This is a genomic window from Stenotrophomonas maltophilia group sp. msm4, from assembly GCF_032025605.1.
Lineage (GTDB): Bacteria > Pseudomonadota > Gammaproteobacteria > Xanthomonadales > Xanthomonadaceae > Stenotrophomonas > Stenotrophomonas sepilia.
Map to the genome: position 1 here is coordinate 993,772 of NZ_JAVSKK010000002.1, position 23,247 is coordinate 1,017,018.

A 23,247-nucleotide genomic window follows, 5' to 3' on the forward strand; every position below is an offset into this window, starting at 1 on the left:
GGTCGGCACCCACCGGAATGCCGGTGGGTGGGTGCCGACCGTTGGTCGGCACACCTCAACCCATCAATGCGAGCGCTGCACCGCGTAGCGGGCTAAGCCACGCAGGGCGGCCACGGCATCGTTGTCGGCCAGGCCATCCAGGGCACGCTCGGCGGCGTCGGCGTACTCTTCGGCACGACGACGGCTGTACTCCAGGCCGCCGGTGGCGCGGATCGCGGCCAGCACCTCCGGCATCGCCGAGGCGTCGCCGTCCTGCACGATGGTGCGCAGGCGCTCGCGGGTAGCATCATCGGAGTGGGCCATCGCGTGGATCAGCGGCAACGTGGCCTTGCCCTCGGCGAGGTCGTCGCCCAGGTTCTTGCCCAGCTCCTCGGCGTTGGCCGAGTAGTCCAGCACGTCGTCGGCGATCTGGAATGCGTAACCCAGGTGCATGCCGTAGTCGAACAGGGCCTGCTGGGTGGCTTCATCCACGCCGCTGGCCAGCGCGCCCAGGCGGGTACCGGCGGCGAACAGCACCGCGGTCTTGCGCTCGATCACGCGCAGGTAGGCGGCTTCGTCGGTATCCGGGTTGTGCACGTGCAGCAGCTGCAGCACTTCACCCTCGGCGATGCGGTTGGTGGCGTCGGCCAGGATCTGCATCACCGGCATGCGCTCCAGCTCGACCATCAGCTGGAAGCTGCGCGAGTACAGGAAGTCGCCCACCAGCACGCTGGGCGCGTTGCCCCACAGCGCGTTGGCGGTGCTGCGGCCACGCCGCAGGCTGGATTCGTCCACCACGTCGTCGTGCAGGAGGGTGGAGGTGTGGATGAACTCGATGATCGCCGCCAGCTGGTGGTGCTCCGGGCCGGCCTGGCCGACCGCGTGGCCGGCCAGCATCACCAGCATCGGGCGCAGGCGCTTGCCGCCGGCGGAAATGATGTGGTCGGCGATCTGGTTGATCAGCACGACGTCCGAGGACAGCCGGCGCCGGATCAGGGCGTCGACGGCGGCCATGTCGGCCGCGGCAAGCGACTGGATCTGGGGCAGGCCCAGGGCGGGACGGGTGTCTTCGGTGATGGTCATGCGATCAGGCTTTCAGGCTCACCATCGATTATAGGCGCTGGCCGTGAATTCGGGCGCAAACGGGCCCGAGCGGCAATTCCAGCCCGGCCTGCGCGGCCCTTCGCGTGAATACGTATGCAGGTTGCGCCATGCCCGCGAGGCCACCGCTAAGCTTGCCGGATCAGGATTTCGGCCCGCTGCCGGCGGGTCCCGCATGCCCGGAGGGGGGCTGTCGATGTCGCACTATCCATGGTGGCGCGGAGCCGTCATCTACCAGATCTACCCGCGCAGTTTCCTCGATGCCAACGGCGATGGGGTGGGCGACCTGCCGGGCATCATCGAGCGCCTGGACCACATTGCCGCGCTGGGCGTGGATGCGATCTGGATCTCGCCGTTCTTCAAGTCCCCCATGGCCGATTTCGGCTACGACATCGCCGACTACCGCGACGTCGACCCGCTGTTCGGCAGCCTGGACGACTTCGACCGCCTGCTGGCCAAGGCCCATGGCCTGGGCCTGAAGGTGATGATCGACCAGGTGTTGAGCCATACTTCGATCGAGCACGCCTGGTTCCGCGAGAGCCGCCAGGACCGCAGCAATCCGAAGGCCGACTGGTACGTCTGGGCCGACCCGCGCGAGGACGGCACCCCGCCGAACAACTGGCTGTCGCTGTTCGGCGGCTGTGCCTGGCAGTGGGAGCCGCGCCGTGAGCAGTACTACCTGCACAACTTCCTGGTCGACCAGCCGGACCTGAACTTCCACCACCCGGACGTGCAGCAGGCCACCCTGGACAATGTCCGTTTCTGGCTCGATCGCGGCGTGGATGGCTTCCGCCTGGATGCGATCAACTTCTGCTTCCACGATGCGCAGCTGCGTGACAACCCGCCCAAGCCGGCGGAGAAGCGGGTGGGGCGCGGCTTCAGCCCGGACAACCCGTACGCCTACCAGTACCACTACTACAACAACACCCAGCCGGAGAACCTGCCGTTCCTGGAGCGCCTGCGCGCGCTGCTGGATCAGTACCCGGGCGCGGTCAGCCTGGGCGAGATCTCTTCGGAGGATTCGCTGGCGACCACCGCCGAGTACACCCGCGATGGCCGCCTGCACATGGGTTACAGCTTCGAGCTGCTGGTGGATGACTACAGCGCGGCCTATATCCGCGACACGGTCTCGCGGCTGGAAGCGGCGATGACCGAAGGCTGGCCGTGCTGGGCGGTGTCCAATCACGACGTGGAGCGGGCGGTCAGCCGCTGGGGCGGCCACCCGGCCGATCCGCGCCTGGCGCGGATGCTGGTGGCGATGCTGTGCTCGCTGCGCGGCTCGGTCTGCCTGTACCAGGGCGAGGAGCTGGGCCTGGCCGAGGCCGAGGTACCGTTCGAGGCACTGCAGGACCCCTACGGCATCACCTTCTGGCCGAACTTCAAGGGCCGTGATGGCTGCCGCACCCCGCTGCCATGGACCGATGCGCCGTTAGCAGGTTTCACCAGCGGCCAGCCCTGGCTGCCGATTCCGGTCGAGCACCGGGCGGCGGCGGTGGCCGTGCAGGAACGCGACCCGCACTCGGTGCTGGCGGCGTTCCGCGCGTTCCTGGCCTGGCGGCATACCCAGCCGGCGCTTCTGCATGGCAGCATCAGATTCCTTGAAAGCGCCGAGCCTGTGCTGCTGTTCGAGCGTATGCTTGCAGATGAAACCCTCCTGCTGGCCTTCAACCTGTCGGCCGAGGCGGTGACCCATCCGCTGCCGCCGGGCAACTGGCAGCAGGTGGCGGTACCGGGCCCGGATGCGGGCACGGTGCAGGGCAACGAACTCCAGCTGCCGCCGCGCGCGGTGTATTGCGCCCGACGCAGCTGACCGTTTTCTCCGGTGGCGGTACTTGCGGGGACGGGGCCGAAGCGCCCCGTCCCTTTTTTGTGGGTGGGATTCCAGAGAACGGCATCCACGCATGGCGTGGATCTACGGGTTGGAACGTCGCTGCATGGGCCTTGCCGATCACGTGCTGGCATCCGCGCATAAGAAAACCCGCTGCCTGCGCAGCGGGCTTCCGGTCCTGCTCCCTTTGTGTTGCCGGCCAGCGGCCGGCGCTACCGGATTCGGGGTGCCAGCCAGCGGCCGGCACGACCCGGCCGTGATCAGAACTTGTAGTTCACGCCCAGCATGTAGGTGCGGCCCCACTCGATGTACTCCAGCGGGCGGTCCTTGCTGCCGGCGTAGGTGCGGTACGGCTCGTTGGTCAGGTTGCTGCCCTGCAGAAGCAGGGTCAGGCCACGCAGGGCACTGCTGTCGCTGAAGGTGTAGCTGATCTGCGCATCGGTCACGTTCTCGCCGACCACGTAGCGCAGGCTGCGGTTGCCGTTGAAGTTGCCGATCTCGCCGATGAAGTCCGAACGGCGGCGCTGGCTCACCCGTGCCTCGAAGCCGCTGCGCTCGTAATACGCGGTGAAGTTGTACACGCGCTTGGACAGGCCCGGCAGGCTGATCGGATCACTGCCCACGCTGGAGGCGCTCTCCGGGTCCAGGATGGTGATGTCGCTCTTGTTGAAGGTCGCGCTGGCCTGCACGCCGAAGCCACGCAGGCTGTCGGTCAGCATCTCCAGCGGGAACGATGCGGTCAGTTCGAGGCCCTTCAGCGTGCCGCCCTTGCCGTTCTGCGGGGCGGAGAAGGTGCCGGTGGTCAGCACCGGTGCCGTCATGCCCGGCGGCGGCACGTAGCTGCCCAGCAGCGCGGTGAAGTCGTAGTTGTCGACCGATTGGGTGTAGACGTAGCTCTTCAGGTCCTTGTAGAAGATCGCGGCGGCCACGTAGGCCTTCTCGCCGAAGTACTTCTCGTAGGACAGGTCCAGCGCGGTGGCACGCCACGGGTCCAGCAGCGGATTGCCGCCGCTGCCGCCGGGGCGGCCGGTGCCGGTGTCCACGCCGAACTCCAGGCCGGCGCGCATCTGGTCCACGCGCGGGCGTGCGACCTGCTTTGCAGCGGCGAAGCGCAGCGTCTGCTGGTGCGGGAACAGGAAGGCCAGGTTCAGGCTCGGCAGCCAATCGTTGTAGGTGCGGCCGTTCGAGTACGGCTGCACGTTGTTGCCGGCCGACTGCGAGCTGTCCCAGTAGCGCGAATCCGAACTCTGGTCGGTGTGCTGCATCTGCACGCCGATGTTGCCGCGCACGCCGACGTCACCGATGTCGGCGTTGATGTTCAGGCGCGCCCAGGCGGTGGTGATCTTCTCCTGTACCGTCCACGACTTGGGAATCAGGTAGTCCAGGTTGTCGACCGGGTTGAAGGTCATGTAGCGGCCCACCGCGGCCGGCACGTTCCAGGCCGGGATGGTGCCGAGGCCGGCGAAGCCCAGGTTGACCGGGCGGTACTGCAGGTCCGAGGCGATGTTGGCGTCGCCCTGCGCACCCAGCAGGATGTTGCCTTCGGACTGGGTCTTCACCTTGCGGCGGTCAGCGTAGTTCACGCCGATGTCGATGTCCGGCGCCCACGACGCGACGGCATCGGGCAGGGCGATGGTGGCGGCCAGCTTGCCACCCTTCAGGCGGTCTTCCACCTGCGGCACCTTGCCGTAGCCGGAACCGTAGATGGTGTTGGTCAGGAACAACGCATCCGGGTTGGAGTAGTTCAGGCCCGGGCTGATCTGCGAGAAGCCGTCCTGGCGGATCGACACGCCGACCGTATCCAGCTGCGGCATCGGCGTCAGCTGCAGGTTGTTTTCCAGGTTCAGCTCGTCGCGCGTGGCCTTGGAGTAGTTCAGGTCGGCGACCAGCTTGACGCCACTGAAGTTGAACTCGTTGTTCCAGCCGAACGCGTCGATCTTGTCCTTGCGCTTGTTGTACATGCCGCGTACCAGCGGGTACACGCCGCTGGCAGTGCCGCCAGTGAACGAACCATTGGCGTTGACCTGCGGGTTGCTGACCAGCAGGCCCGGGGTGTAGTTGCCGTTGTAGTTGCTGAGGTTCAGCTCGAACTGGTTGGCGGTGTCGATCTGCTCGGCTTCGGTGTGGAATGCATCGAAGGTGCTGGTCCAGCTGTTGTTCGGCCGGAACTGGACCGTGGCCATCACGCCGTCGCGCTTGTTGTTGCCGGTGCGGCGCAGCGCCTTGATGCCATCGGAGAAGTAGGTGCCGGCACCCACGCCCGGACGGTCGCCCTTGTCGGTGTGCTCGGTGGTCCACGGCTCGTACAGACCGACCTGGTTCTCCTGGATCGGCATGTCGCTGTGCGCATAGCCGATGGCGATGCCCAGGGTCTTGTCCAGGAACTGGTCGATGTAGCTGGCGCTGAAGCGGTTGCCGTACGGATCGGTGTTGGCGGCGCGGCCCAGCGAGCTCTTCTGGTAGCGGCCACTGACCGCGATCACGCGCTCGCCGAAGCTGAGCGGGCGCGCGGTCTGCATGTCGATGGTGCCCGACAGGCCCTGGCCGACCAGTGCCGCGTCAGGGGTCTTGTACACGGTCACGCCGTTGACCAGTTCGGACGGGTACTGGTCGAACTCGACGCCACGGTTGTCGCCAGTGCTGACCACTTCGCGGCCATTGAGCAGGGTGGTGGCGAAGTCCGGCGACAGGCCGCGGACGCTGATCACCTGCGCGCGGCCCGCCACGCGCTGGGCGGCCAGGCCGGGCAGGCGCGAAATGGACTCGGCGATGCTGACGTCGGGCAGCTTGCCGATGTCTTCGGCGGAGATCGCTTCGACCACCGAGGTGGCGTCCTGCTTGACCGCGATCGCGCTCTCGATGCCGCGGCGGATGCCGGTGACCTGCACCGTATCGAGGTTGGTGGCGGCGGTGCCGGCCGGTGTGGTGGTGTTCTGCGTGGACTGTGCCGACGCCAGTGTCGGCGCCAGGACAACGGCCAGCGCGATGCTCAGCGCGCTGCGCTTGTGGTTCAACATTTTCCCCTCCCAGGCAATGTTGCAGATCGATTTGTGAGCGTTCCGGCGGGGCCGTGAACGTGCGACGCGGTGGCCGCTGTCGTCGCCGCTATGGTAGGCAGCGCGTTCTTCGCGGGGATCACCCTGCATACGTATTCAATGGCGTCTGCAGGGATGTAATCGCTTTCAAGTGTCTCGTTCTGTAGAGCCGAGCCCATGCTCGGCTGCATTTCGGTGCTACGCACCGCCGCCCGAGCGTGGGCTCGGGCGCTACGGGGGCGCAGGCAGGAAAACGTTCAGCGGATCGGCGTGAAGCGAATGGCCTGGCCACCGCCGGGTGCCAGCACCAGCGTCAGTGCATCGGCGCTGGTCACTTCGCGGGTTTCGCGAACGAACGCGAACGGGTTGCTGCGGAAATCTGCGCCTTCACCATCACGGTAGATCTCGGCGCGGTAGCGCACGCCAGGTTCCAGGAAGCCCAGTGACACCGGCAGCACGCGGCCGTGTTCATCGGTGATGCTGCCGAGGAACCAGTCGCGGCTGTTGCGGTCGCGGCGCACGATCGTCACGTAGTCACCCACTTCGCCATCGAGCACGCGGCTCTGCTCCCAGTCCACCGCCACGCCCTCGATGAAACGGAACGCCTCGCGATGCTGCAGGTAGTGTTCGGGCAGGTCGGCGGCCATCTGGATCGGGCTGTACAGCACCACGTACAGCGCCAGTTGGCGGGCCAACGTACTGGGGATGGCCTGGCCGTGGCGGCCCTTCAGGCTGAGGATGCCGGGGGTGTAGTCCATCGGCCCGGCCAGCATGCGGGTGAACACCAGGTTGACCTCGTGCTCCGGCGGGTTCGGTGGCTGGCCCCAGGCGTTGTACTCCATGCCGCGAGCGCCTTCGCGCGAGATCCAGTTGGGATAGGTGCGGCGCAGGCCGGTGTCCTTGATCGGCTCATGCGGGTTCACCGACAGGTGCCGGCGCGCGGCTTCCTGCACCACCTTCAGATGGTGGCGGGCCATGAACTGCCCGTCATGCCACTCGCGCCACAGTGGGCCCCCCGTGGGATTGCGGCGGTCGACCTGGCCGTCGTCGCAGACGTAGCCGGTCTTGAACTGGTCCACGCCCAGCCGTGCGTACAGGTCCAGCGCGGCGTCCAGCTGGGCCTCGTAATGTTCGATGGCGCAGCCGGTTTCATGGTGGCCGATCAGGTGCACGCCTTTCTTCAGGCCATACGCCGACAGCGCTTCGATGTCGAAATCGGGCGTGGCGCGGGTGAAATCGAAGTCGTAGCCATTGCCCACCCACATGCCGTCCCAGCCTGGGTTCCAGCCCTCCACCAGCACGCCGCGGAAGCCGTGCGCCGCGGCGAAGTCGATGACTTTTTTCGTCTTGGCGGTGGTGGCCGCGTGCTTCGGCCCGGTCGCCCAGCTCTCGTTGTCCAGGTGCATCGACCACCACACGCCCAGGTACTTGGCTGGTTTCACCCAGCTCACATCACCCAGTGCATTGGGTTCGTTGAGGTTGAGGATCAGGTCCGATTCGACCAGGCCGCCGGCACGGTCGGCGATCTGCAGCGTGCGCCACGGCGTGGCGAAGGGCAGGGTGCGGCGCACCTTCCAGCCTTCGGCCGAGGGCGACAGCTGCGCGCGCAGGCGCTGCCCCTCGCTGTGGCGCAGCCACATGCCGGCGTAGTCCACCAGCGCGGCCTCGTGAATGGCCACATGCAGGCCATCGCGGCTGCGCAGGGTCATCGGCGTATGCACCAGCGGTACTTCGCGCAGCGGGGTGCGCTGGTACAGGTACTCGTAGTGGATCGGCTCGCCGGCGGGGATCCACCAGGCGGTGGAGTCCTGTGCGATGGCGAACTCGGTCAGCTCGTCATCGATGATGGCCTCGCGCAGATTCGGCTGTTCGGGGAATACGTAGCGGAAGCCGAGGCCATCGTCGTAGACGCGGAACACTACATCCAGCCGGCGCTTGCTGCCGGTGGTTTCGGCCAGCTGCACGATCAGCTCGTTGAAATGGTTGCGGGTGAGCCGGCGTTCGCCCCACGGCTGCTCCCAGGTGTCATCGACGCTGCGCCGCTGCTGGCCCAGCAGAGTGAAATCGCGGTCCAGGCGACCGTCGCGCAGGGCGAAGCCGAGCTTCGAATCCTCCACCACAGTGTCGCCCAGGCGCTCGACCCGATAGCGGGCCGTGCCGCCGTCCAGCACCAGGCTGACCTTCAACACCTTGCCCGGCGATTCGACGCTGGCCACCTGGGGCGCGGCCTGTACCAGCGTGGCCCATCCGATCAGGGCCAGGCCCAGCATGTGCGCGAATACCGCGCGTACAGCAGTGGGTGACATCGGCAATTCCCCTCCCAAGGCGCCGTTGGCAGACCCGGACCATAAGCCAGCGCGTCGGGTGCGCTACCGCGCGACGCCATGAATACGTATGCAACTGGACGCAGCCGACAGCCCCGCGTCTACCATGGCGCCAGGGCACCTTGAGGGAGGGGCCGCGCCCGCCCGCCGGCAACGACGGTGCGGACCTACAACGCGTGCAGAGAGGGAGGGAGGCCGACGGGCGCGAGCCGGTCCGCCGCTTCGATGCTGAAGATCATTTGCCTGACCGCTGCCCTGGGGGCAGCGCTGGGGACGACCGCGCAGGCGGCCGACCTGCAATTCGACGGCCGCCATGCGCGCGCCGAAGCCGCTGCCAAGGGCAGCTTCGTGCTGCATGCGCCGAAGCGCGAGGTGCGCATCGCACCGATGCCGATGCGCAGCCAGACCGGCAGCGTGATGTTCGATGCCCTGTTCGCACTGGCCCAGCAGGAGATGGACCAGGACCGCGTGGATGCGATCCGTGATCCCGCCTTCGACGAAGGCCGGCCGGTGCCCTGCGAGTGCTTCCAGACCGGTGCGCGCTGGCCCTATGTGTGGACGCGCGATGTCAGCTTTGCCGCCGATCTGGCGCTCGCACGCCTGGATCCGAAGCGCACCCGGCAGTCGCTGCAGTTCAAGCTGTCGGCGGCGCGCGATGGCCATACGCCCGGCCTGTTCGTTGCGCAGGACACCGGCTCCGGCGGCAGCTGGCCGATCAGCAGCGACCGCGTGGTGTGGTTCCTGGCCGCGCGTCACCTGCTGCAGGATCGCGCGTTTGCCGACCAGGTCTGGCAGGCGCTGCAGGCCACGCTGGCGCAGGACCGCGCGATGGTGTTCGACGTGCAGATGGGCCTGTACCGCGGCGAGACCTCCTTCCTGGACTGGCGCGAGCAGACCTATCCAGACTGGACCCGCGAGGATGTGCGTTTCATCGGTGATTCCTACGCACTGTCCACCAACGTGCTGCACTACCAGGCACTGCGCCTGGCCGAACGCCTGGCCGGGCAGCACGGCGATGCCCGCGCGGCCGACTACAAGGCCTGGGCCGACGCATTGGCGCAGCAGATCGATGCGCGCTTCTGGCGCGAGGATATCGGCCAGTACATGAGCTACATCGGCGAAGCCGCGCACCCGGTACCGTACGCCAAGGTCGATCTGCTCGGCCTCTCGCTGGGCATCCTCGCCGAGGTGCTGCCGCCCGAGCGCGCGCGGCGTGCGCTGGCGGCGTATCCGATGGGCCCGGCTGGCAGCCCGGTGGTCTGGCCGCAGGAAGCACAACAGCCGATCTATCACAACCGGGCGATCTGGCCGTTCGTCAGTGCCTACTCGCTGCGTGCGGCGCGGCAGCTGGACGATGCGCCGCGCATCGCCGCCGAGATCCGCTCGCTGATGCGCGGTGCCGCGCTGGCCGGCTCCAACATGGAGAACTACGAACTGGTCACCCAGGCCGTCCATGTGGATGAAGGCGCGCTCAGCGGGCCGGTGGTCAATTCGGAGCGCCAGCTGTGGTCGGTGGCTGGATATCTGTCGATGGTGGTCGAGGGCGTGTTCGGCGTGCAGGACGATGGCCGCGTGCAGCCCAAGCTGCCAGCCGCGCTGGTCCCCGAACTGTTCGGCAAGCAGCGCCGCATCTCCCTGGAGGCCGATGGCAAGCGCTATGTGCTGGAGCGACCGAAGCAGGTGGGTGATGGCCTGCTGGTGGCGGGCGAGGTAAAGACGCGTGGTGCCACCACCACCGTGCAGCTGGTGGCCACCGCAGCGGCACCGCGCAGCGTGGCGACGACGGCCGACGCCAATGCGCGCGCACCGGCCACGCCGGCCGCACCGCAGGCGCGACGCGAGGGCAGGGGCTGGAATGTCGAGGTCGCTGCCGGCCAGGTGCTGTGGCAGGACGGCCGGGCGCTCACCGCCAGCAATGGCCTGGCACGCATCGGTGACGATGGCCTGCAGCATTGCCTGAGCCTGACCCGGCGCGACGGCGCATTGGAATCGCTGCACAGTCCGATGGTCTGCGTCGGTCCGCAGCAGCGATTGAAGGGTGCCGAGCGCTGGCAGTTCACCTCGGCCAAGGCGGGGCAGGTGCGCCTGCGCCTGCAGTACAGCAACGCGAATGGGCCGATCAACACGGGCGTGACCGCCGCGGTGAAGCAGCTGGTGCTGCAGTGCCCGGGCCAGCCGTTGCAGCGGCACACCGTCACCCTGCCGCACAGCGTGGCCGTGCAGGACTCGACCTCGGCGACGTTTCCGGTGCCGAAGGGCCGATGCGCGGTCACGCTTGAAGAGGGCTTCAACATGAGCACACTGCAGCACTTCGCGCACTACACCGGGGGCAAGGGCGGGCGCGACGGCGTGCTCAACCAGGCGCAGGTGCAGGCGCTGACGGTGGCGCCCGTGGCCGTAGAGGGCGCGCGATGAATCGCCCCGCCAAACCCCAGCTGTCGTTCTGGCAGATCTGGAACATGTGTTTCGGTTTTCTCGGCATCCAGTTCGGCTTCGCCCTGCAGAATGCCAACGCCAGCCGCATTTTCGAGACGCTGGGCGCGGACATCGACGCGGTACCGGGGCTGTGGATCGCCGCGCCGCTGACCGGCCTGCTGGTGCAGCCGGTGATCGGTTACCTGTCCGATCGCACCTGGACGCGCTGGGGGCGGCGCCGTCCGTTCTTCATGATCGGTGCGGTGCTGACCACGCTGGCCCTGCTGGTGATGCCGAATTCACCGACGCTGTGGATTGCGGCCGGCACGCTGTGGGTGCTCGATGCCTCGATCAACGTATCGATGGAGCCGTTCCGAGCCTTCGTCGGCGACCAGCTGGCGCCACGCCAGCGTCCGGCCGGCTATGCGATGCAGAGCTTCTTCATCGGTGTGGGCGCCATCGTCGCCAGCTTCCTGCCGTTCATCCTGGCCCACTTCGGCGTTGCCAATACGGCCGCCGCCGGTGAGGTGCCGGACACCGTGCGCTATGCGTTCTACTTCGGCGCGGCGGTGCTGCTGGCGGCGATCACCTGGACGGTGGTCAGCACCCGCGAATATTCACCAGCAGAACTGGCTGCCTTCGATGATGCCGAGCCGCCGGCGCATCATGCGGGAGCGGTGATCGACGGCCCGGCGCCATGGACGCGGGTGGCCCTGTGGCTAGGGCTGGGTGTGCTGTTGGCGCTGCTGATCACCTGGCGACAAGGCGACAGGATGCTGTACGTGCTGGCAGGCCTGTGCGCCGGCTACGGCCTGCTGCTGGCGGTCGCGCGCGCGTTGCCGGCCACGCATATGCTGGCCGCCATCGTCGGCGACCTGCGCGCGATGCCGGTGACCATGCGCCGCCTGGCGTGGGTGCAGTTCTTCTCATGGTTCGCGCTTTTCGCCATGTGGATCTACACCACTGCTGCGGTGGCCGGTACCCACTTCGGTTCGACCGATCCACAGTCGGCGGCCTACAACGAAGGTGCCAACTGGGTTGGCGTGCTGTTTGGCGCCTACAACGGCTTCGCTGCGTTGGCGGCGGTGCTGATTCCACCGATGGTGCGTGCGATCGGCCTGCGCTGGAGCCACCTGGTCAACCTGTGGCTGGGCGCTGCCGGCCTGGTCTCGCTGATGTTCATCCGCGACCCGCACTGGCTGCTGCTGTCGATGGTGGGTGTGGGTTTTGCCTGGGCATCGATCCTGTCGTTGCCGTATGCACTGCTGTCCGACAGCGTGCCTGCGTCGAAGATGGGTGTGTACATGGGCATCTTCAATTTCTTCATCGTGATCCCGCAGCTGGTGGCGGCCAGTGCGCTTGGCTTTGCCCTGCGCGCATGGCTGGGTGGCCAGCCGATGCATGTGCTGGTGCTGGGCGGCTGCAGCCTGTTCGTCGCCGGCCTGTGCGTGCTGCGGGTTCCGTCCCGTCCGGAGGTGGTGTGATGCGTGGTGTCCTGGCTGTTGCCGTTTCCCTTGCCCTGTTCGCCGGCCAGGCCGTGGCCACGCCGCGCCCGGACTACGTCGGCACCACCGAACCGTTCGCCAGCGATGCGGTGTACTTCGTGGTCACCGACCGCTTCGTCAACGGTGATCCATCCAATGACCATCGCGACCAGGGTGGCGCGCACCGCACCTTCGACATCCCGGTGCCATGCCCGGACAAGGTGGACGGCAACATTGGCTACCTCGGCGGCGACTTCCGTGGCGTGCTCGACAATGCGCAGTACATCCGCAACCTGGGTTTCGGCGCGGTGTGGATCACGCCGATCATCGACAACCCCGACCAAGCTTTCACCGGCAGCAAGCCGATCAGCTGCACCAGCACGCTGACCGACCGCGGCAAGACCGGCTACCACGGCTACTGGGGCATCAACTTCTACAGACTCGATGAGCACCTGCCCAGCAGGGACCTGGACTTCGCCGGACTGACCAAGGGCCTGCACGGTGCCGGCCTGAAGGTGGTGCTGGACATCGTAGGCAACCACGGTTCGCCGGCCTGGACCATGCCGACACGGCAACCGCAGTTCGGTCAGATCTTCGACAAGGATGGAAAGTTGATCGCCGACCACCAGAACCTGCCGCCGCAGAAGCTGGACCCGGAGCACAACCCGCTGCACGCGTTCTACAACAACATCGGTCCGGTCGACAGCAAGGACGGCTCGATCTTCGACGGCAACCTGGCCGAGCTGTCCGACTTCAACCAGGACAATCCGGCGGTGATGGATTACCTGGTCGGCGCTTACCTGCAGTGGACCGCGCAGGGCGTGGACGCATTGCGCATCGACACCATCGGCTGGCTGCCGCACCCGTGGTGGCATGAATTCGTCAAGCGCATCCGCGCCGAGCATCCGGGCATGTTCATGTTCGGCGAAGCCTTCGACTACAACGCGGCGACCATTGCCGAGCACACCTGGCCGGCCAACGCCAATGTCAGCGTGCTCGACTTCCCGTTGCGCGGTGCTCTGGAGCAGACCTTCGGCACCGCCGGCAAGGGCTTCGAGACGCTGGCCGAGCCGCTGCACCTGAGCGGTGGCCCGTATGCCAATCCGTACGAGCTGATGAGCTTCTACGACAACCACGACATGCCGCGCCTGCAGGCCAGTGACAACGGCTTCATCGACGCGCACAACTGGCTGTTCACCGCGCGCGGCATTCCGGTGGTCTATTACGGCTCGGAGACCGGCTTCATGCGTGGCCGCGCCGAGCACGCAGGCAACCGTGCCTACTTCGGCCAGCCGAGTGTGGACGCTGCGCCGCAGAGCCCGATCTTCGCGCCGCTGCAGCGCATCGCCAAACTGCGTGAAGCGACCCCGGCACTGCAGCGTGGCTTGCAGGTGAACGAGCGCCTGCACGGCGACGAAGCGGTGTTCCTGCGCGTGCTGCAGCAGGAAGATCTGGCGCAGACGGCGCTGGTGCTGCTGAACAAGGGCGATGTGGCGCGCACCTTCGAGGTGGATCGCTACCTGCAGGCCGGCACGTGGCGTGACGCGCTGGATGGCGGCACGGTGAAGGTCGAGCGGCAGCTGAAGACTAACGTGCCGGCGCATGGGGTAAAGGTCTATGTGCTGGACGCCACCGTGCAGCAGCCGGCACTGCAGGCCGAACTGGACAAGGCGATGGCTGACCAGCGGGCACGGGACCAGCGCCTGGGGCGGTAGTGCCGGTCGCTGGCCGGCAACTCATGAATCCATGGTCCCTTCAGGTGCCGGCCAGCGGCCGGCACTACCGGGGGGACCACATCCGGCACAATAGGCACCCCTCACGCCGTGCCGCACCGCCATGACCGACCTCGCCCCGCAGACCCCGATCGAAACCCTGCTGAAGGCGGCGATGGACGGGGCGGTGCCGATCCGCGCCTTCATGGAAGCCTTCGTCGCCTCCGAGGTGGTGCTGCAGACCGGCAGCCTGGTGACCCCCGACGGCAGCGGCTTCGACCCGCTGCTGTTTGACAAGCAGGGCACCCTGCACGTGGCCGTGTTTACCGACCCATCGCGGGTGGGCATCTACAGCCAGCAGGCCGAACACCAGATCCGCTGGCTGATGCTGGACGTGCTGCGTCGCGTGCCGGGTGGCTACGGCGTGGTGATCAACCCCGGCACCGCGCTGGGCTTCGAGATCTCGCCCAGCGGCGTCGGCGAGATCCTGAAGGACTTCGCCCAGGGTTGATTATCATGTAGAGCCGAGCCCATGCTCGGCTGCCGTTCGCGCCATGCCGGATCAGTCGAGCACGGCCCGACCCTACAGAACGCTTCCCTTCGGGTGCAGTACGTGGTTCCTTTGGGATAACGCCAGGATCGAGGCTCTGCTGTGGAATTGAAGGAATTACCTGTCGGCTCACCGGCACGATCACGCCATTCCCGCTCCGCACTGATCTTCCTGATCGCAGCCATCGTTGCCGCGCTGGTGTCCGTGCCCCTGCTGCGCGCGGTGGGCATCGTGCAGTGGCCGGCATTCGCCATTGCCTGGCTGATCAACCTGGGTTCGGCCTGGTATCTGGCCCAGTGGGCACGCCAGCAGGGCCGTTCGGCGTGGGGCTACGGATTGCCGGCGGTGCTCGGTACCGTCGCTTCGATCGTGGTCTATGTGCTGTTGGCGTTGCTGGGGCCGAAGGCCGGGGCACGCTGAACCTGTGCGCCTGTCGCGGGTAGTTTGCCGAGCACGGCTCGGCACTGGCACTAGGGTAAGACCAAGCCAAACAACAAGGGCGAGGCCAAGAGCGATCCCGCCCTGCGGCGCCTACCCGCGCAGGGATGATTCGCGCACGACCAGCTTCACCGGGATGCTCTGGCTGTCCACCGGCTGCCGCCCGATCAGCGCCAGCAGGCGTTCCACCAGCAGCTGCCCGGCCTGCTTGGTGTCCTGCTGCACCGTGGTCAGCGCCGGGGACACCGAAGCGGCCAGCGGGATGTCGTCGAAGCCGGTCACCGCCACGTCCTGCGGCACCCGCAGTCCAGCCTCGCGCAGGGCGCGCATCGCACCGATGGCGATCAGGTCGCTGGCCGCGCAGATCGCATCGATCGGCTCGCCGCGCGCCAGCAGGGCCTGGCAGGCCTCCTGGCCGGAGGCCTCGGTGGTGATCGCATCGTGCTGCAGCGCCGGTTCGGCGGCCAGGCCGTGGTCCTGCAGGGCCGCGACATGGCCGCGGTAGCGCTCCTGGAATTCGGGGTAGTGGCTGGAGGCATGGCCAAGGAAGGCGATGCGGCGGCAGCCCTGCAGCAGCAGATGGGTGGTGATGTCATGCCCGCCCTGGAAGTTGTCGCTGCCGATCGAGACACCGGGCTGGCCGGGCAGGGCGGCGCCCCAGCGCACGAAGTGCGTGCCCTGTTCGACCAGCCGCTGCAGGCGGTCGCGCGATTCGTGGTAGTCACCGTAGCCGAGCAGGATGATGCCGTCGGCCTTGTTGCTGTCTTCGTAATCGGCCTGCCAGTCGGTGGACAGCTGCTGGAACGACACCAGCAGGTCCTGCCCGTGCAGGGCGCAGGCGCGGGTGATCGAGCCCAGCATCGAATGGAAGAACGGGTTGATCAACGAGTCGTCGTTGGTCGGGTCCTCGAAGAACAGCAGGGCCAGCGTGCCGGCATTGCGCAGGCGCAGGCTGGAGGCGTTCTTGTCGACCTTGTAGTTCAGCTCGCGGGCGATGCGCAGGATGCGCTCGCGGGTCTCGACGTTGACCATCGGGCTGCCGCGCAGGGCCCGCGACACGGTCGGCTGGGAGACCCCGGCCAGGTGGGCGATGTCGAGGGAGGTGGCTTTGCCTTTGATCGTCATGGGCGGGCGGAGCGGGCAGATGGAAGGTGCCCGGGCATGATGCCATGCGCCGACGCGAATGCCCCTCTGAACGTCGGCCGGGGCGCAGGTAAGTCATTGCCGGACAAGGAAATCAGCCTGATCCTTCGGGGCGGTCGGAGTCTCCTGACCGGGCGGATGGCGGCGGCAATGGTAAGATGCGTCGTTCTCGCATTCCCCCAAATTTCACCAGGGGCGGCCCAGCGTACTGCACCCCGCCCGGGGCTGTGCTATCACTGGCGGTCTGCCCCTGGACAACGGACGAAGGTACCTATGGCGCGCGGCATCAACAAAGTCATCCTGGTCGGCAATCTCGGCAACGACCCGGACGTGAAGTACACCCAGGGCGGCATGGCGATCACCCGCATCAGCCTGGCCACCACCAGCGTCCGCAAGGACAAGGATGGCAACCAGCAGGAGCGCACCGAATGGCACCGTGTGGTGTTCTTCGGCAAGCTCGGCGAGATCGCCGGCGAGTACCTGCGCAAGGGCAGCTCGGTCTACGTCGAAGGCAGCCTGCGTTACGACAAGTACACCGGCCAAGACGGCGTGGAGAAGTACTCCACCGATATCATCGCCGACGAAATGCAGATGCTGGGCGGCCGCGGTGAAGGCGGCGGCGGTGGTGGCGGCAACTACGGCGGCGATCGTCCGCAGCGCCAGCAGGCGCCGCGCCAGGAGTACGGCGGCGGTGGCGGCGGCCAGCGTGGTGGCCAGGGCGGTGGCTATGGCAACCAGGGCGGCAACCAGGGCGGCGGCTACGGCAACCAGGGTGGCAACCAGCGTCCGCAGCCGCAGCAGGCGCCGCCGATGGACGACTTCGCTGACGACGATATTCCGTTCTAAGCGCATCTTCGGTGCATCCCGACAAGGGCTCCTGGCATGCCTGCCTGGGGCCCATGTCGTTCTTGAGGCACTGCCGGGATCCTGTTGTCCGGCGGCGGCCGATGCGGACGTTCCTCGATGTTGTCACCGATTACCGAACACGCCCTGGTCCAGCAGGCAATCAATGAACGCACCCAGCAGGGCGGGGCGGTGCCGCCTGTTCGGGTAGTAGAGAAAAAGCCCGGGGCGCGAGACCGACCAATCCGCCAGTACCCGCACCAGCAATCCCTGGGCCAGCAGTTCCCCCACGCGATCCTGCTCGAAGTGATAGGCGATTCCGAGGCCGGCCAGTGCCGCCGCAATCCCGACGTCAGCGTGATTGGTGACGACAGGACCGTCCACGGCGACCTCCAGGTGGCGGCCTCGCTTCTTGAACTCCCATCGGTACTGCCTGCCGTCACTCTGCAGCCGCCAGTTGATGCAGGCGTGATCCTGCAGGTCCGCCGGAGTTCGCGGCGTTCCACGGCGTGCGAGGTAATCCGGTGACGCCACGGCCACCATGTTCAGGTCGGGAGTGAGGCGGATGGCCACCATATCCTTCTCGAGCTGCCCACCCACGCGGATGCCCGCATCAAACCGGCCACTGACGATGTCGCTGAGCGCGTCGTCGACCACGATGTCGACAACGACATCAGGGTAGGCCTGGTGGAAGCGGGCAAGCCGCGGGGCAATCAGTGTTCTTGCGGCGATGCCCAGCGTATTGATGCGCAGGGTCCCGTTGATCCGTCCGCTCGCTTCGCTGGTTTCAGCGACTGCTACCGCCAACTCCTGGAACAGCGGCGCGATGCGCGCGTACAGTCGTCCGCCACTTGCCGAGGGTGCCACGCTTCGTGTTGTGCGATTCAGAAGGCGGGTGCCGAGACGGCCTTCCAGTTGACGGATGGTCTGGCTCAGGGCCGAGGGCGATACCCCCAGATGTTCCGCCGCCCGCGCGAAGCTCTGACGTTCCACGACCGCCACGAAGGCCTTCAGTTCAGCGAACTCGGATCCGCGCATTATGTAAGATTCTTGACATAACCCATTCGGATTATAGGGCATTCACTTAACCGACCTGCGTGCACATCCTGAGCGCCTCACCACTGCAGGAGCCAGGAATGAATGCGTTGACTCTCCCAGAACCCATCGCCGCGTACTTCGCGGCCGAACATGACCCCGAAGTGCTGGCGCGTTGTTTTGCCGCCCAGGCTGTGCTGAAGGACGACGGGCACACCCTCGTCGGCGTCGACGCCATCAAAGCCTTCCTGGCCGAGGCATCCGCCAAATACAGCGCCACCAGCGTGCCCAGCGCCATCGAACGGCAGGGGAAACACCACGTTGTCCGTGCCATCGTGAGCGGCAACTTCCCCGGCAGTCCGATTCTGCTGAGCTACCGTTTCGAACTGGAACGGGGCCTGATCGCATCGCTGGAGATCACCGCATGAGCTTCGATCTTCAACTCGGTGGCCTGCGGGCCGTGGTGACCGGCGGCACGGCCGGTGTGGGGGCGGCCGTGGTCAGGACCCTTGCCGAGGCCGGGGCCAGGGTGATGACGTCGGCGCGCAGCCTGCCGGCACGCCCGGTGGAAGGAGTCGCCTACGTAGCCGCCGATCTGTCGACGGCCGAGGGCACCGGCATTTTCGCCCACGCCGTGCTGCAGGCATGGGGCGGCGCAGACATCCTGGTCAATGTGCTGGGGGGATCAAAGACACCTGGCGGCGGCTTCGCAGCGATCAGTGATGCGCACTGGCTTGCCGAGCTGAACCTGAATCTGATGCCGGCGGTCCGTGTGGATCGTGCCTTGCTGCCATCCATGCTCGCGCAGCGCGCTGGCGTGATCATCCACGTCAGTTCGATCCAGCGCATGCTGCCTCTGCCGGAGTCCACCACCGCGTATGCCGCCGCCAAAGCGGCACTCACGACCTACAGCAAGTCGCTTTCACGAGAGGTCACTCCCAAGGGCGTGCGGGTGTTGAGCGTAGCGCCGGGCTGGATCGAGACAGAAGCATCCCGGGAATTTGCAGAGCGGATCGCGGCAGAAGCGGGAACCGATTATGAAGGTGGCAAGAGGCTGGTCATGGACTGGCTCGGCGGGATCCCGGTGGGACGGCCCGCGGCACCGCAGGAGGTGGCCGATCTGATTGTGTTCCTGGCGTCTCCCCGGTCGGCGTCGATTGCCGGAACGGAGTATCGGATCGACGGCGGCACGATTTCGACGCTGTAGCCAACAGGCGTCGTCCTGCTTCCACCGCCAGAAGGAAAGCCTCGCTCACGCGGGGCTTTTGTTTTCCAGGTCGGCTGCGGAGTTGTGCCTCGCAGCATTGATTTTCGTGCACTGCGACTTGCAAACACACAAATTCCTCCCCTATGGTGCAATCGATTGCATTGCAGTGAATCCTCAGTTTTTGATGTCGGTTGGGAGGCCGGCAGGTGGATGTCCATCCATTCGATCAGACCGGCCCCGGCGATGGGCATCACGCGACGCGACGCGCTACGTCTTGCGGTTGCCGGCGGCATTGGCCTGGGGGCTGCAGGTGTGCTCCCTGCATTCGCCGCCGATGCCCCCCTCAAAGGAAACCTGAAGCAGGCCGTCGCCCGTTGGACCTTCCCGCAGCTGTCGGTTGCCCAGCTCTGCGCGACGGTGAAGGACATCGGTTTCGCCGCGATCGACCTGGTCGGTCCCGAACACTGGCCCACGCTGAAGGCCCACGGCGTCTACAGCTCGATGTGCAACGGCGCGGAGCTGGGCCTGACCAAGGGTTTCGCCGGCCGCGAGTTCCACGACCAGCTGGTGGAGCGCTACACGCGGCACATCGACCTGGTCGCCGATGCCGGCTACCGCAACCTCATCTGCTTCTCCGGCAACCGCAATGGCATGGACCCCCACGACGGCATGGCCAATGCCGAGGCCGGCCTCAAGCGCGTCCTCGGGTATGCCGAGAAGCGCGGCGTCGTGCTGGTGATGGAACTGCTGAACTCCAGGGTCGACCATCGCGACTACCTGTGCGACCACTCCGCATGGGGCGTGGAGCTGTGCCAGCGGCTCGGCTCGGACAATTTCGGCCTGCTCTACGACATCTACCACATGCAGATCATGGAGGGCGACATCATCGCCACCATCGGAAAACACCATGCCTGTTTCAAGCACTACCACACCGCAGGCGTGCCCGGCCGGAACGAGATCGGAGACCAGCAGGAGCTCAACTATCCGGCCATCTGCCGCGCGATCCGCGACACCGGTTTCAAGGGGTATCTGGCGCAGGAGTTCATGCCTGCCGCGCCCGATCCCGTTGCTTCATTGCGCGAGGCGATCCGCCTCTGCGACGTCTGAAACGATATCCACCCAGGTGAGAGACCCATGGCAGATAATCACTACGACGCCATTGTTGTTGGCTCGGGAATCAGTGGCGGCTGGGCAGCGAAGGAGCTGACCGAGAAGGGCCTGAAGGTCCTGATGCTGGAACGCGGGCGCAACATCGAGCACGTCAAGGACTACGTCAATGCGATGAAGGAAGCGTGGGACTTCCCGCATCGCAACCGGCCGACGCAGGCGATGAAGGCCGCTTTTCCGGTGCTGATGCGCGACTACGGCCTCGCCGAGAACCTGGAAGGAATGTGGGCCAACGAGCAGGACTCACCCTACATCGAAACCAAGCGTTTCGACTGGTTCCGCGGCTACCACGTCGGTGGCCGTTCGCTGTTGTGGGGCCGTCAGAGCTACCGCTTCTCCGACCTGGATTTCGAGGCGAACCTCAAGGAGGGCATCGCCACCGATTGGCCGATCCGCTATGCCGACATCGCGCCGTGGTACGCCCATGTGGAAAAGTTCGCCGGCATCGCCGGCACGCGCGAGGGACTGGACGTGCTGCCGGATGGTGAGTTCCTGCCGCCTATCCCGTTGAACATCGTCGAGAAGGACGTGGCCGCGCGGATCAAGAAGGCCTTTGGCGGCACGCGGCACATGATCCACTCGCGCACGGCCAACATCACCCAGCCGATGCCCGAGCAGGGGCGCGTGAACTGCCAGTATCGCAACAAGTGCATTCTGGGCTGTCCCTTCGGTGCCTACTTCTCGACCCAGGCGGCGACGCTGCCAGCGGCGATGAAAACCGGCAACCTGACCCTGCGCCCGTTCTCGATCGTCAAGGAAGTGCTCTACGACAAGGATCGCAAGCGCGCGCGTGGCGTGGAGGTCATCGACGCCGAGACCGGGCAGACCTATCAGTACACGGCCAAGGTCATCTTCCTCAACGCATCGTCCTTCAACTCGACCTGGCTGCTGATGAACTCGGCCACCGATGTCTGGGAGGGGGGGCTGGGTTCTTCGTCGGGCGAGCTGGGGCACAACGTGATGGACCATCATTTCGGTGCAGGCGCCTCGGGCCGGGTCGAGGGCTACGAAGACAAGTACTACTTCGGCCGCCGTCCGTGCGGCTTCTACATTCCGCGGTTCCGCAATGTCGCCGCCGACAAGCGTGGCTACCTGCGCGGATTCGGCTACCAGGGCGGTGCCAGCCGCACCGGCTGGTCGCGCGAGATCGCCGAGCTGAACATCGGTGCCGACCTGAAGGAAGCGCTGACCGTGCCCGGTGACTGGCGCATCGGCATGACCGGGTTCGGTGAGATGCTGCCGCACCACGACAACACGATCCGCCTGGACCGCGAGCGCAAGGACAAGTGGGGGCTGCCGGTGCTGGCGATGGACGTGTCCATGCGCGCCAACGAACTGGCGATGCGCAAGGACATGGCCGCCGATGCCGCCGAGATGCTGGAGGCGGCCGGGGTCAAGGACGTGAAGATGCACGACAACGACTACGCCCCGGGCAAGGGCATCCATGAGATGGGGACTGCGCGTATGGGACGGGACCGGAAGAGCTCGGTATTGAACGCGCACAACCAGGTCTGGGATGCCCCCAATGTGTACGTCACCGACGGTGCCTGCATGACCTCCAGCGCCTGCGTGAATCCGTCGCTGACCTACATGGCGCTGACCGCGCGCGCGGCCGACCACGCGGTACGCGAACTGAAAGCGGGGAACCTGTGATGGATCGCCGCGAACTGCTGAAGATGATCGTCGCCGCCACCGGTGCGGCCATGGTCGGCCTGCCTGTGCTGGTGCAGGGCAAAGCGCCAGCGGCCGGGGCGATGGCCGCGTTCTCCGATGCCGAAATCAGCACGCTGGACGAGATCGCCGAGACCATCCTGCCGCGGACCCGGACACCCGGGGCGAAGGACGCGGGCGCCGGTGCGTTCATGGCGACGTTCGTCAGCGACTGCTACACCGCCAGGCAGCAGGCGGTGTTCCGCGCCGGGCTGGCGGACATCGACAAGCGCGCCGGTGGCCGCTTCGTGTCGCTCACGCCGGAGGCGCGTACCGGATTGCTGCGTACACTGGATGCCGAAGCCAAGGCGCGCAATGCAGACGTGACCGAGACCGGAACGCCCGAAGAGGGCGAAGCCATGCCGCATTACTTCACGATGATCAAGCAGCTGGCCATCTTCGGCTTCTTCACCTCCAAGGTCGGTGCGACCGGGGTGCTGCAGTACGTCGCCGTGCCGGGGCGCTACGACGGTGACCTCGCCTATGTCCCCGGCACACCTGCCTGGGGGACCAGCTGATGGACACCAACCTGATGATCCGCCCTGCGTTGATCACCGCCGGCCTGCTGGCCGCTGCATCTGCGTTCGCACAGGACAGTGCCGACGCTGTGCGTGACCCGAAGAAGACGGAAGTGTGGACCCCTGTGCCCGCGACCGTGGCAACGCCACCCGGCAAGGCACCGTCCGATGCGATCGTGCTGTTCGATGGCAAGGATCTCTCCGCGTGGGAATCGGAGCAGGGTGGCCGCGTGCCCTGGAAGGTTGCCGGAGGCGCCATGACGGTTGTTCCGGGCAGCAAGGGCATCCGTACCCGGCAACCCTTCTGCGATGTCCAGCTGCATGTCGAATGGCGTACGCCCACCGAAACGAAGGGCTTCGACGGCCAGAACCGGGGCAACAGCGGGATCTTCCTGCAGGGACTGTATGAGTTGCAGGTACTCGACAGCTACCACAACCCGACCTACGCCAATGGCCAGGCGGGTTCGATCTACAAGCAGGCCATGCCACGGGTGAACGCCTCGCGCGCACCGGGCCAGTGGCAGGTCTACGACATCCTCTGGAAGGCCCCGCGCTTCTCGCCGGGCGGCGGCCTGACGTCGCCCGCACGGATCACCGTGCTGCACAACGGCGTGCTGGTACAAGACGACACCGTGCTGGCGGGCAGGACCGAATACATCGGTGCGCCTTCGTACGCACCGCATGGGTGCGCGCCGCTGTATCTGCAGGAACATGACTCCAAGGTCAGCTACCGCAACATCTGGGTGCGCGAGCTGTAG

At 66.5% G+C, this 23,247-nt stretch carries 18 protein-coding genes; 13 read left to right on the forward strand and 5 right to left on the reverse strand.

The features are described from left to right. Positions 1–63: 63 nt before the first annotated feature. Complete coding sequence (locus ROV93_RS13880; protein ID WP_072168637.1) at positions 64–1,062, reverse strand: polyprenyl synthetase family protein; 999 nt, start codon at positions 1,060–1,062, stop codon at positions 64–66. 214 nt (positions 1,063–1,276) lie between these two features. Here ROV93_RS13880 and ROV93_RS13885 point away from each other — a divergent pair, with 214 nt between their 5' ends. Then, complete coding sequence (locus ROV93_RS13885) at positions 1,277–2,890, forward strand: alpha-glucosidase family protein (RefSeq protein WP_072168638.1); 1,614 nt, start codon at positions 1,277–1,279, stop codon at positions 2,888–2,890. A 278-nt stretch (positions 2,891–3,168) separates the two neighbouring features. Here ROV93_RS13885 and ROV93_RS13890 read toward each other — a convergent pair whose 3' ends face one another. Both ROV93_RS13890 and ROV93_RS13895 read right to left on the reverse strand, forming a co-directional pair. Next, complete coding sequence (locus ROV93_RS13890) at positions 3,169–5,925, reverse strand: TonB-dependent receptor (protein ID WP_072168690.1); 2,757 nt, start codon at positions 5,923–5,925, stop codon at positions 3,169–3,171. A gap of 275 nt (positions 5,926–6,200) precedes the next feature. Beyond that, positions 6,201–8,255 carry a glycoside hydrolase family 97 protein gene (locus tag ROV93_RS13895; protein ID WP_180890455.1) on the reverse strand — a complete coding sequence of 685 codons (2,055 nt, stop codon included), beginning with the start codon at positions 8,253–8,255 and terminating at the stop codon, positions 6,201–6,203. Between the two features lie 237 nt (positions 8,256–8,492). On the opposite strand from ROV93_RS13895, the gene ROV93_RS13900 reads away from it, so the two are divergent. From ROV93_RS13900 to ROV93_RS13920, 5 genes are all read left to right on the forward strand, one after another. Continuing rightward, entirely contained in the window at positions 8,493–10,682 is a 2,190-nt protein-coding gene (locus ROV93_RS13900; RefSeq protein ID WP_072168640.1) for a Six-hairpin glycosidase-like protein, read from the forward strand. Then, the gene (locus tag ROV93_RS13905) at positions 10,679–12,166 is read left to right on the forward strand and encodes an MFS transporter (protein WP_072168641.1); all 1,488 of its coding nucleotides are present in this window, start codon (positions 10,679–10,681) and stop codon (positions 12,164–12,166) included. Before ROV93_RS13900 ends, ROV93_RS13905 begins: the two co-directional genes overlap by 4 nt. Next, a complete protein-coding gene (locus tag ROV93_RS13910; protein ID WP_072168642.1) occupies positions 12,166–13,881 on the forward strand; it encodes an alpha-amylase family glycosyl hydrolase in 1,716 nt (571 codons plus the stop codon). Before ROV93_RS13905 ends, ROV93_RS13910 begins: the two co-directional genes overlap by 1 nt. Before the next feature lie 121 nt (positions 13,882–14,002). Next, entirely contained in the window at positions 14,003–14,389 is a 387-nt protein-coding gene (locus ROV93_RS13915; protein WP_072168643.1) for an SseB family protein, read from the forward strand. Positions 14,390–14,530: 141 nt separating this feature from the next. Then, positions 14,531–14,848 (forward strand): hypothetical protein, encoded by a 318-nt coding sequence (locus ROV93_RS13920; RefSeq protein ID WP_072168644.1) that lies wholly within the window; start codon positions 14,531–14,533, stop codon positions 14,846–14,848. A gap of 111 nt (positions 14,849–14,959) precedes the next feature. Here ROV93_RS13920 and ROV93_RS13925 read toward each other — a convergent pair whose 3' ends face one another. After that, positions 14,960–15,991, reverse strand: coding sequence for a LacI family DNA-binding transcriptional regulator (locus ROV93_RS13925; RefSeq protein WP_072168645.1), 1,032 nt, complete (start codon positions 15,989–15,991; stop codon positions 14,960–14,962). 291 nt (positions 15,992–16,282) lie between these two features. Here ROV93_RS13925 and ROV93_RS13930 point away from each other — a divergent pair, with 291 nt between their 5' ends. Continuing rightward, a complete protein-coding gene (locus tag ROV93_RS13930; RefSeq protein WP_043034165.1) occupies positions 16,283–16,855 on the forward strand; it encodes a single-stranded DNA-binding protein in 573 nt (190 codons plus the stop codon). A 123-nt stretch (positions 16,856–16,978) separates the two neighbouring features. Here ROV93_RS13930 and ROV93_RS13935 read toward each other — a convergent pair whose 3' ends face one another. Continuing rightward, positions 16,979–17,890, reverse strand: a complete 912-nt coding sequence (locus ROV93_RS13935; protein WP_072168646.1) for a LysR family transcriptional regulator — start codon at positions 17,888–17,890, stop codon at positions 16,979–16,981. Between the two features lie 98 nt (positions 17,891–17,988). Here ROV93_RS13935 and ROV93_RS13940 point away from each other — a divergent pair, with 98 nt between their 5' ends. The 6 genes from ROV93_RS13940 (at position 17,989) to ROV93_RS13965 (ending at position 23,247) form a co-directional block, all read left to right on the forward strand. Continuing rightward, positions 17,989–18,315, forward strand: coding sequence for a nuclear transport factor 2 family protein (locus ROV93_RS13940; RefSeq protein WP_072168647.1), 327 nt, complete (start codon positions 17,989–17,991; stop codon positions 18,313–18,315). Then, positions 18,312–19,094, forward strand: a complete 783-nt coding sequence (locus ROV93_RS13945; protein ID WP_072168648.1) for an SDR family oxidoreductase — start codon at positions 18,312–18,314, stop codon at positions 19,092–19,094. The genes ROV93_RS13940 and ROV93_RS13945 overlap by 4 nt, the downstream gene beginning before the upstream one ends. A 210-nt stretch (positions 19,095–19,304) precedes the next feature. Beyond that, a complete protein-coding gene (locus tag ROV93_RS13950) occupies positions 19,305–20,201 on the forward strand; it encodes a TIM barrel protein (protein WP_176698795.1) in 897 nt (298 codons plus the stop codon). A 27-nt stretch (positions 20,202–20,228) separates the two neighbouring features. After that, a complete protein-coding gene (locus ROV93_RS13955) occupies positions 20,229–21,914 on the forward strand; it encodes a GMC family oxidoreductase (RefSeq protein WP_072168649.1) in 1,686 nt (561 codons plus the stop codon). Then, complete coding sequence (locus ROV93_RS13960) at positions 21,914–22,489, forward strand: gluconate 2-dehydrogenase subunit 3 family protein (protein ID WP_072168650.1); 576 nt, start codon at positions 21,914–21,916, stop codon at positions 22,487–22,489. Before ROV93_RS13955 ends, ROV93_RS13960 begins: the two co-directional genes overlap by 1 nt. Next, complete coding sequence (locus ROV93_RS13965; protein ID WP_072168651.1) at positions 22,489–23,247, forward strand: DUF1080 domain-containing protein; 759 nt, start codon at positions 22,489–22,491, stop codon at positions 23,245–23,247. Before ROV93_RS13960 ends, ROV93_RS13965 begins: the two co-directional genes overlap by 1 nt.

Bases quoted from the DNA above. Each gene is read 5' to 3' on its own strand.
- ROV93_RS13880 (WP_072168637.1), bottom strand. From the start codon at position 1,062: ATGACCATCACCGAAGACACCCGTCCCGCCCTGGGCCTGCCCCAGATC.
- ROV93_RS13885 (WP_072168638.1), top strand. From the start codon at position 1,277: ATGTCGCACTATCCATGGTGGCGCGGAGCCGTCATCTACCAGATCTAC.
- ROV93_RS13890 (WP_072168690.1), bottom strand. From the start codon at position 5,925: ATGTTGAACCACAAGCGCAGCGCGCTGAGCATCGCGCTGGCCGTTGTC.
- ROV93_RS13900 (WP_072168640.1), top strand. From the start codon at position 8,493: ATGCTGAAGATCATTTGCCTGACCGCTGCCCTGGGGGCAGCGCTGGGG.
- ROV93_RS13905 (WP_072168641.1), top strand. From the start codon at position 10,679: ATGAATCGCCCCGCCAAACCCCAGCTGTCGTTCTGGCAGATCTGGAAC.
- ROV93_RS13910 (WP_072168642.1), top strand. From the start codon at position 12,166: ATGCGTGGTGTCCTGGCTGTTGCCGTTTCCCTTGCCCTGTTCGCCGGC.
- ROV93_RS13915 (WP_072168643.1), top strand. From the start codon at position 14,003: ATGACCGACCTCGCCCCGCAGACCCCGATCGAAACCCTGCTGAAGGCG.
- ROV93_RS13925 (WP_072168645.1), bottom strand. From the start codon at position 15,991: ATGACGATCAAAGGCAAAGCCACCTCCCTCGACATCGCCCACCTGGCC.
- ROV93_RS13930 (WP_043034165.1), top strand. From the start codon at position 16,283: ATGGCGCGCGGCATCAACAAAGTCATCCTGGTCGGCAATCTCGGCAAC.
- ROV93_RS13935 (WP_072168646.1), bottom strand. From the start codon at position 17,890: ATGCGCGGATCCGAGTTCGCTGAACTGAAGGCCTTCGTGGCGGTCGTG.
- ROV93_RS13940 (WP_072168647.1), top strand. From the start codon at position 17,989: ATGAATGCGTTGACTCTCCCAGAACCCATCGCCGCGTACTTCGCGGCC.
- ROV93_RS13945 (WP_072168648.1), top strand. From the start codon at position 18,312: ATGAGCTTCGATCTTCAACTCGGTGGCCTGCGGGCCGTGGTGACCGGC.
- ROV93_RS13950 (WP_176698795.1), top strand. From the start codon at position 19,305: ATGTCCATCCATTCGATCAGACCGGCCCCGGCGATGGGCATCACGCGA.
- ROV93_RS13955 (WP_072168649.1), top strand. From the start codon at position 20,229: ATGGCAGATAATCACTACGACGCCATTGTTGTTGGCTCGGGAATCAGT.
- ROV93_RS13960 (WP_072168650.1), top strand. From the start codon at position 21,914: ATGGATCGCCGCGAACTGCTGAAGATGATCGTCGCCGCCACCGGTGCG.
- ROV93_RS13965 (WP_072168651.1), top strand. From the start codon at position 22,489: ATGGACACCAACCTGATGATCCGCCCTGCGTTGATCACCGCCGGCCTG.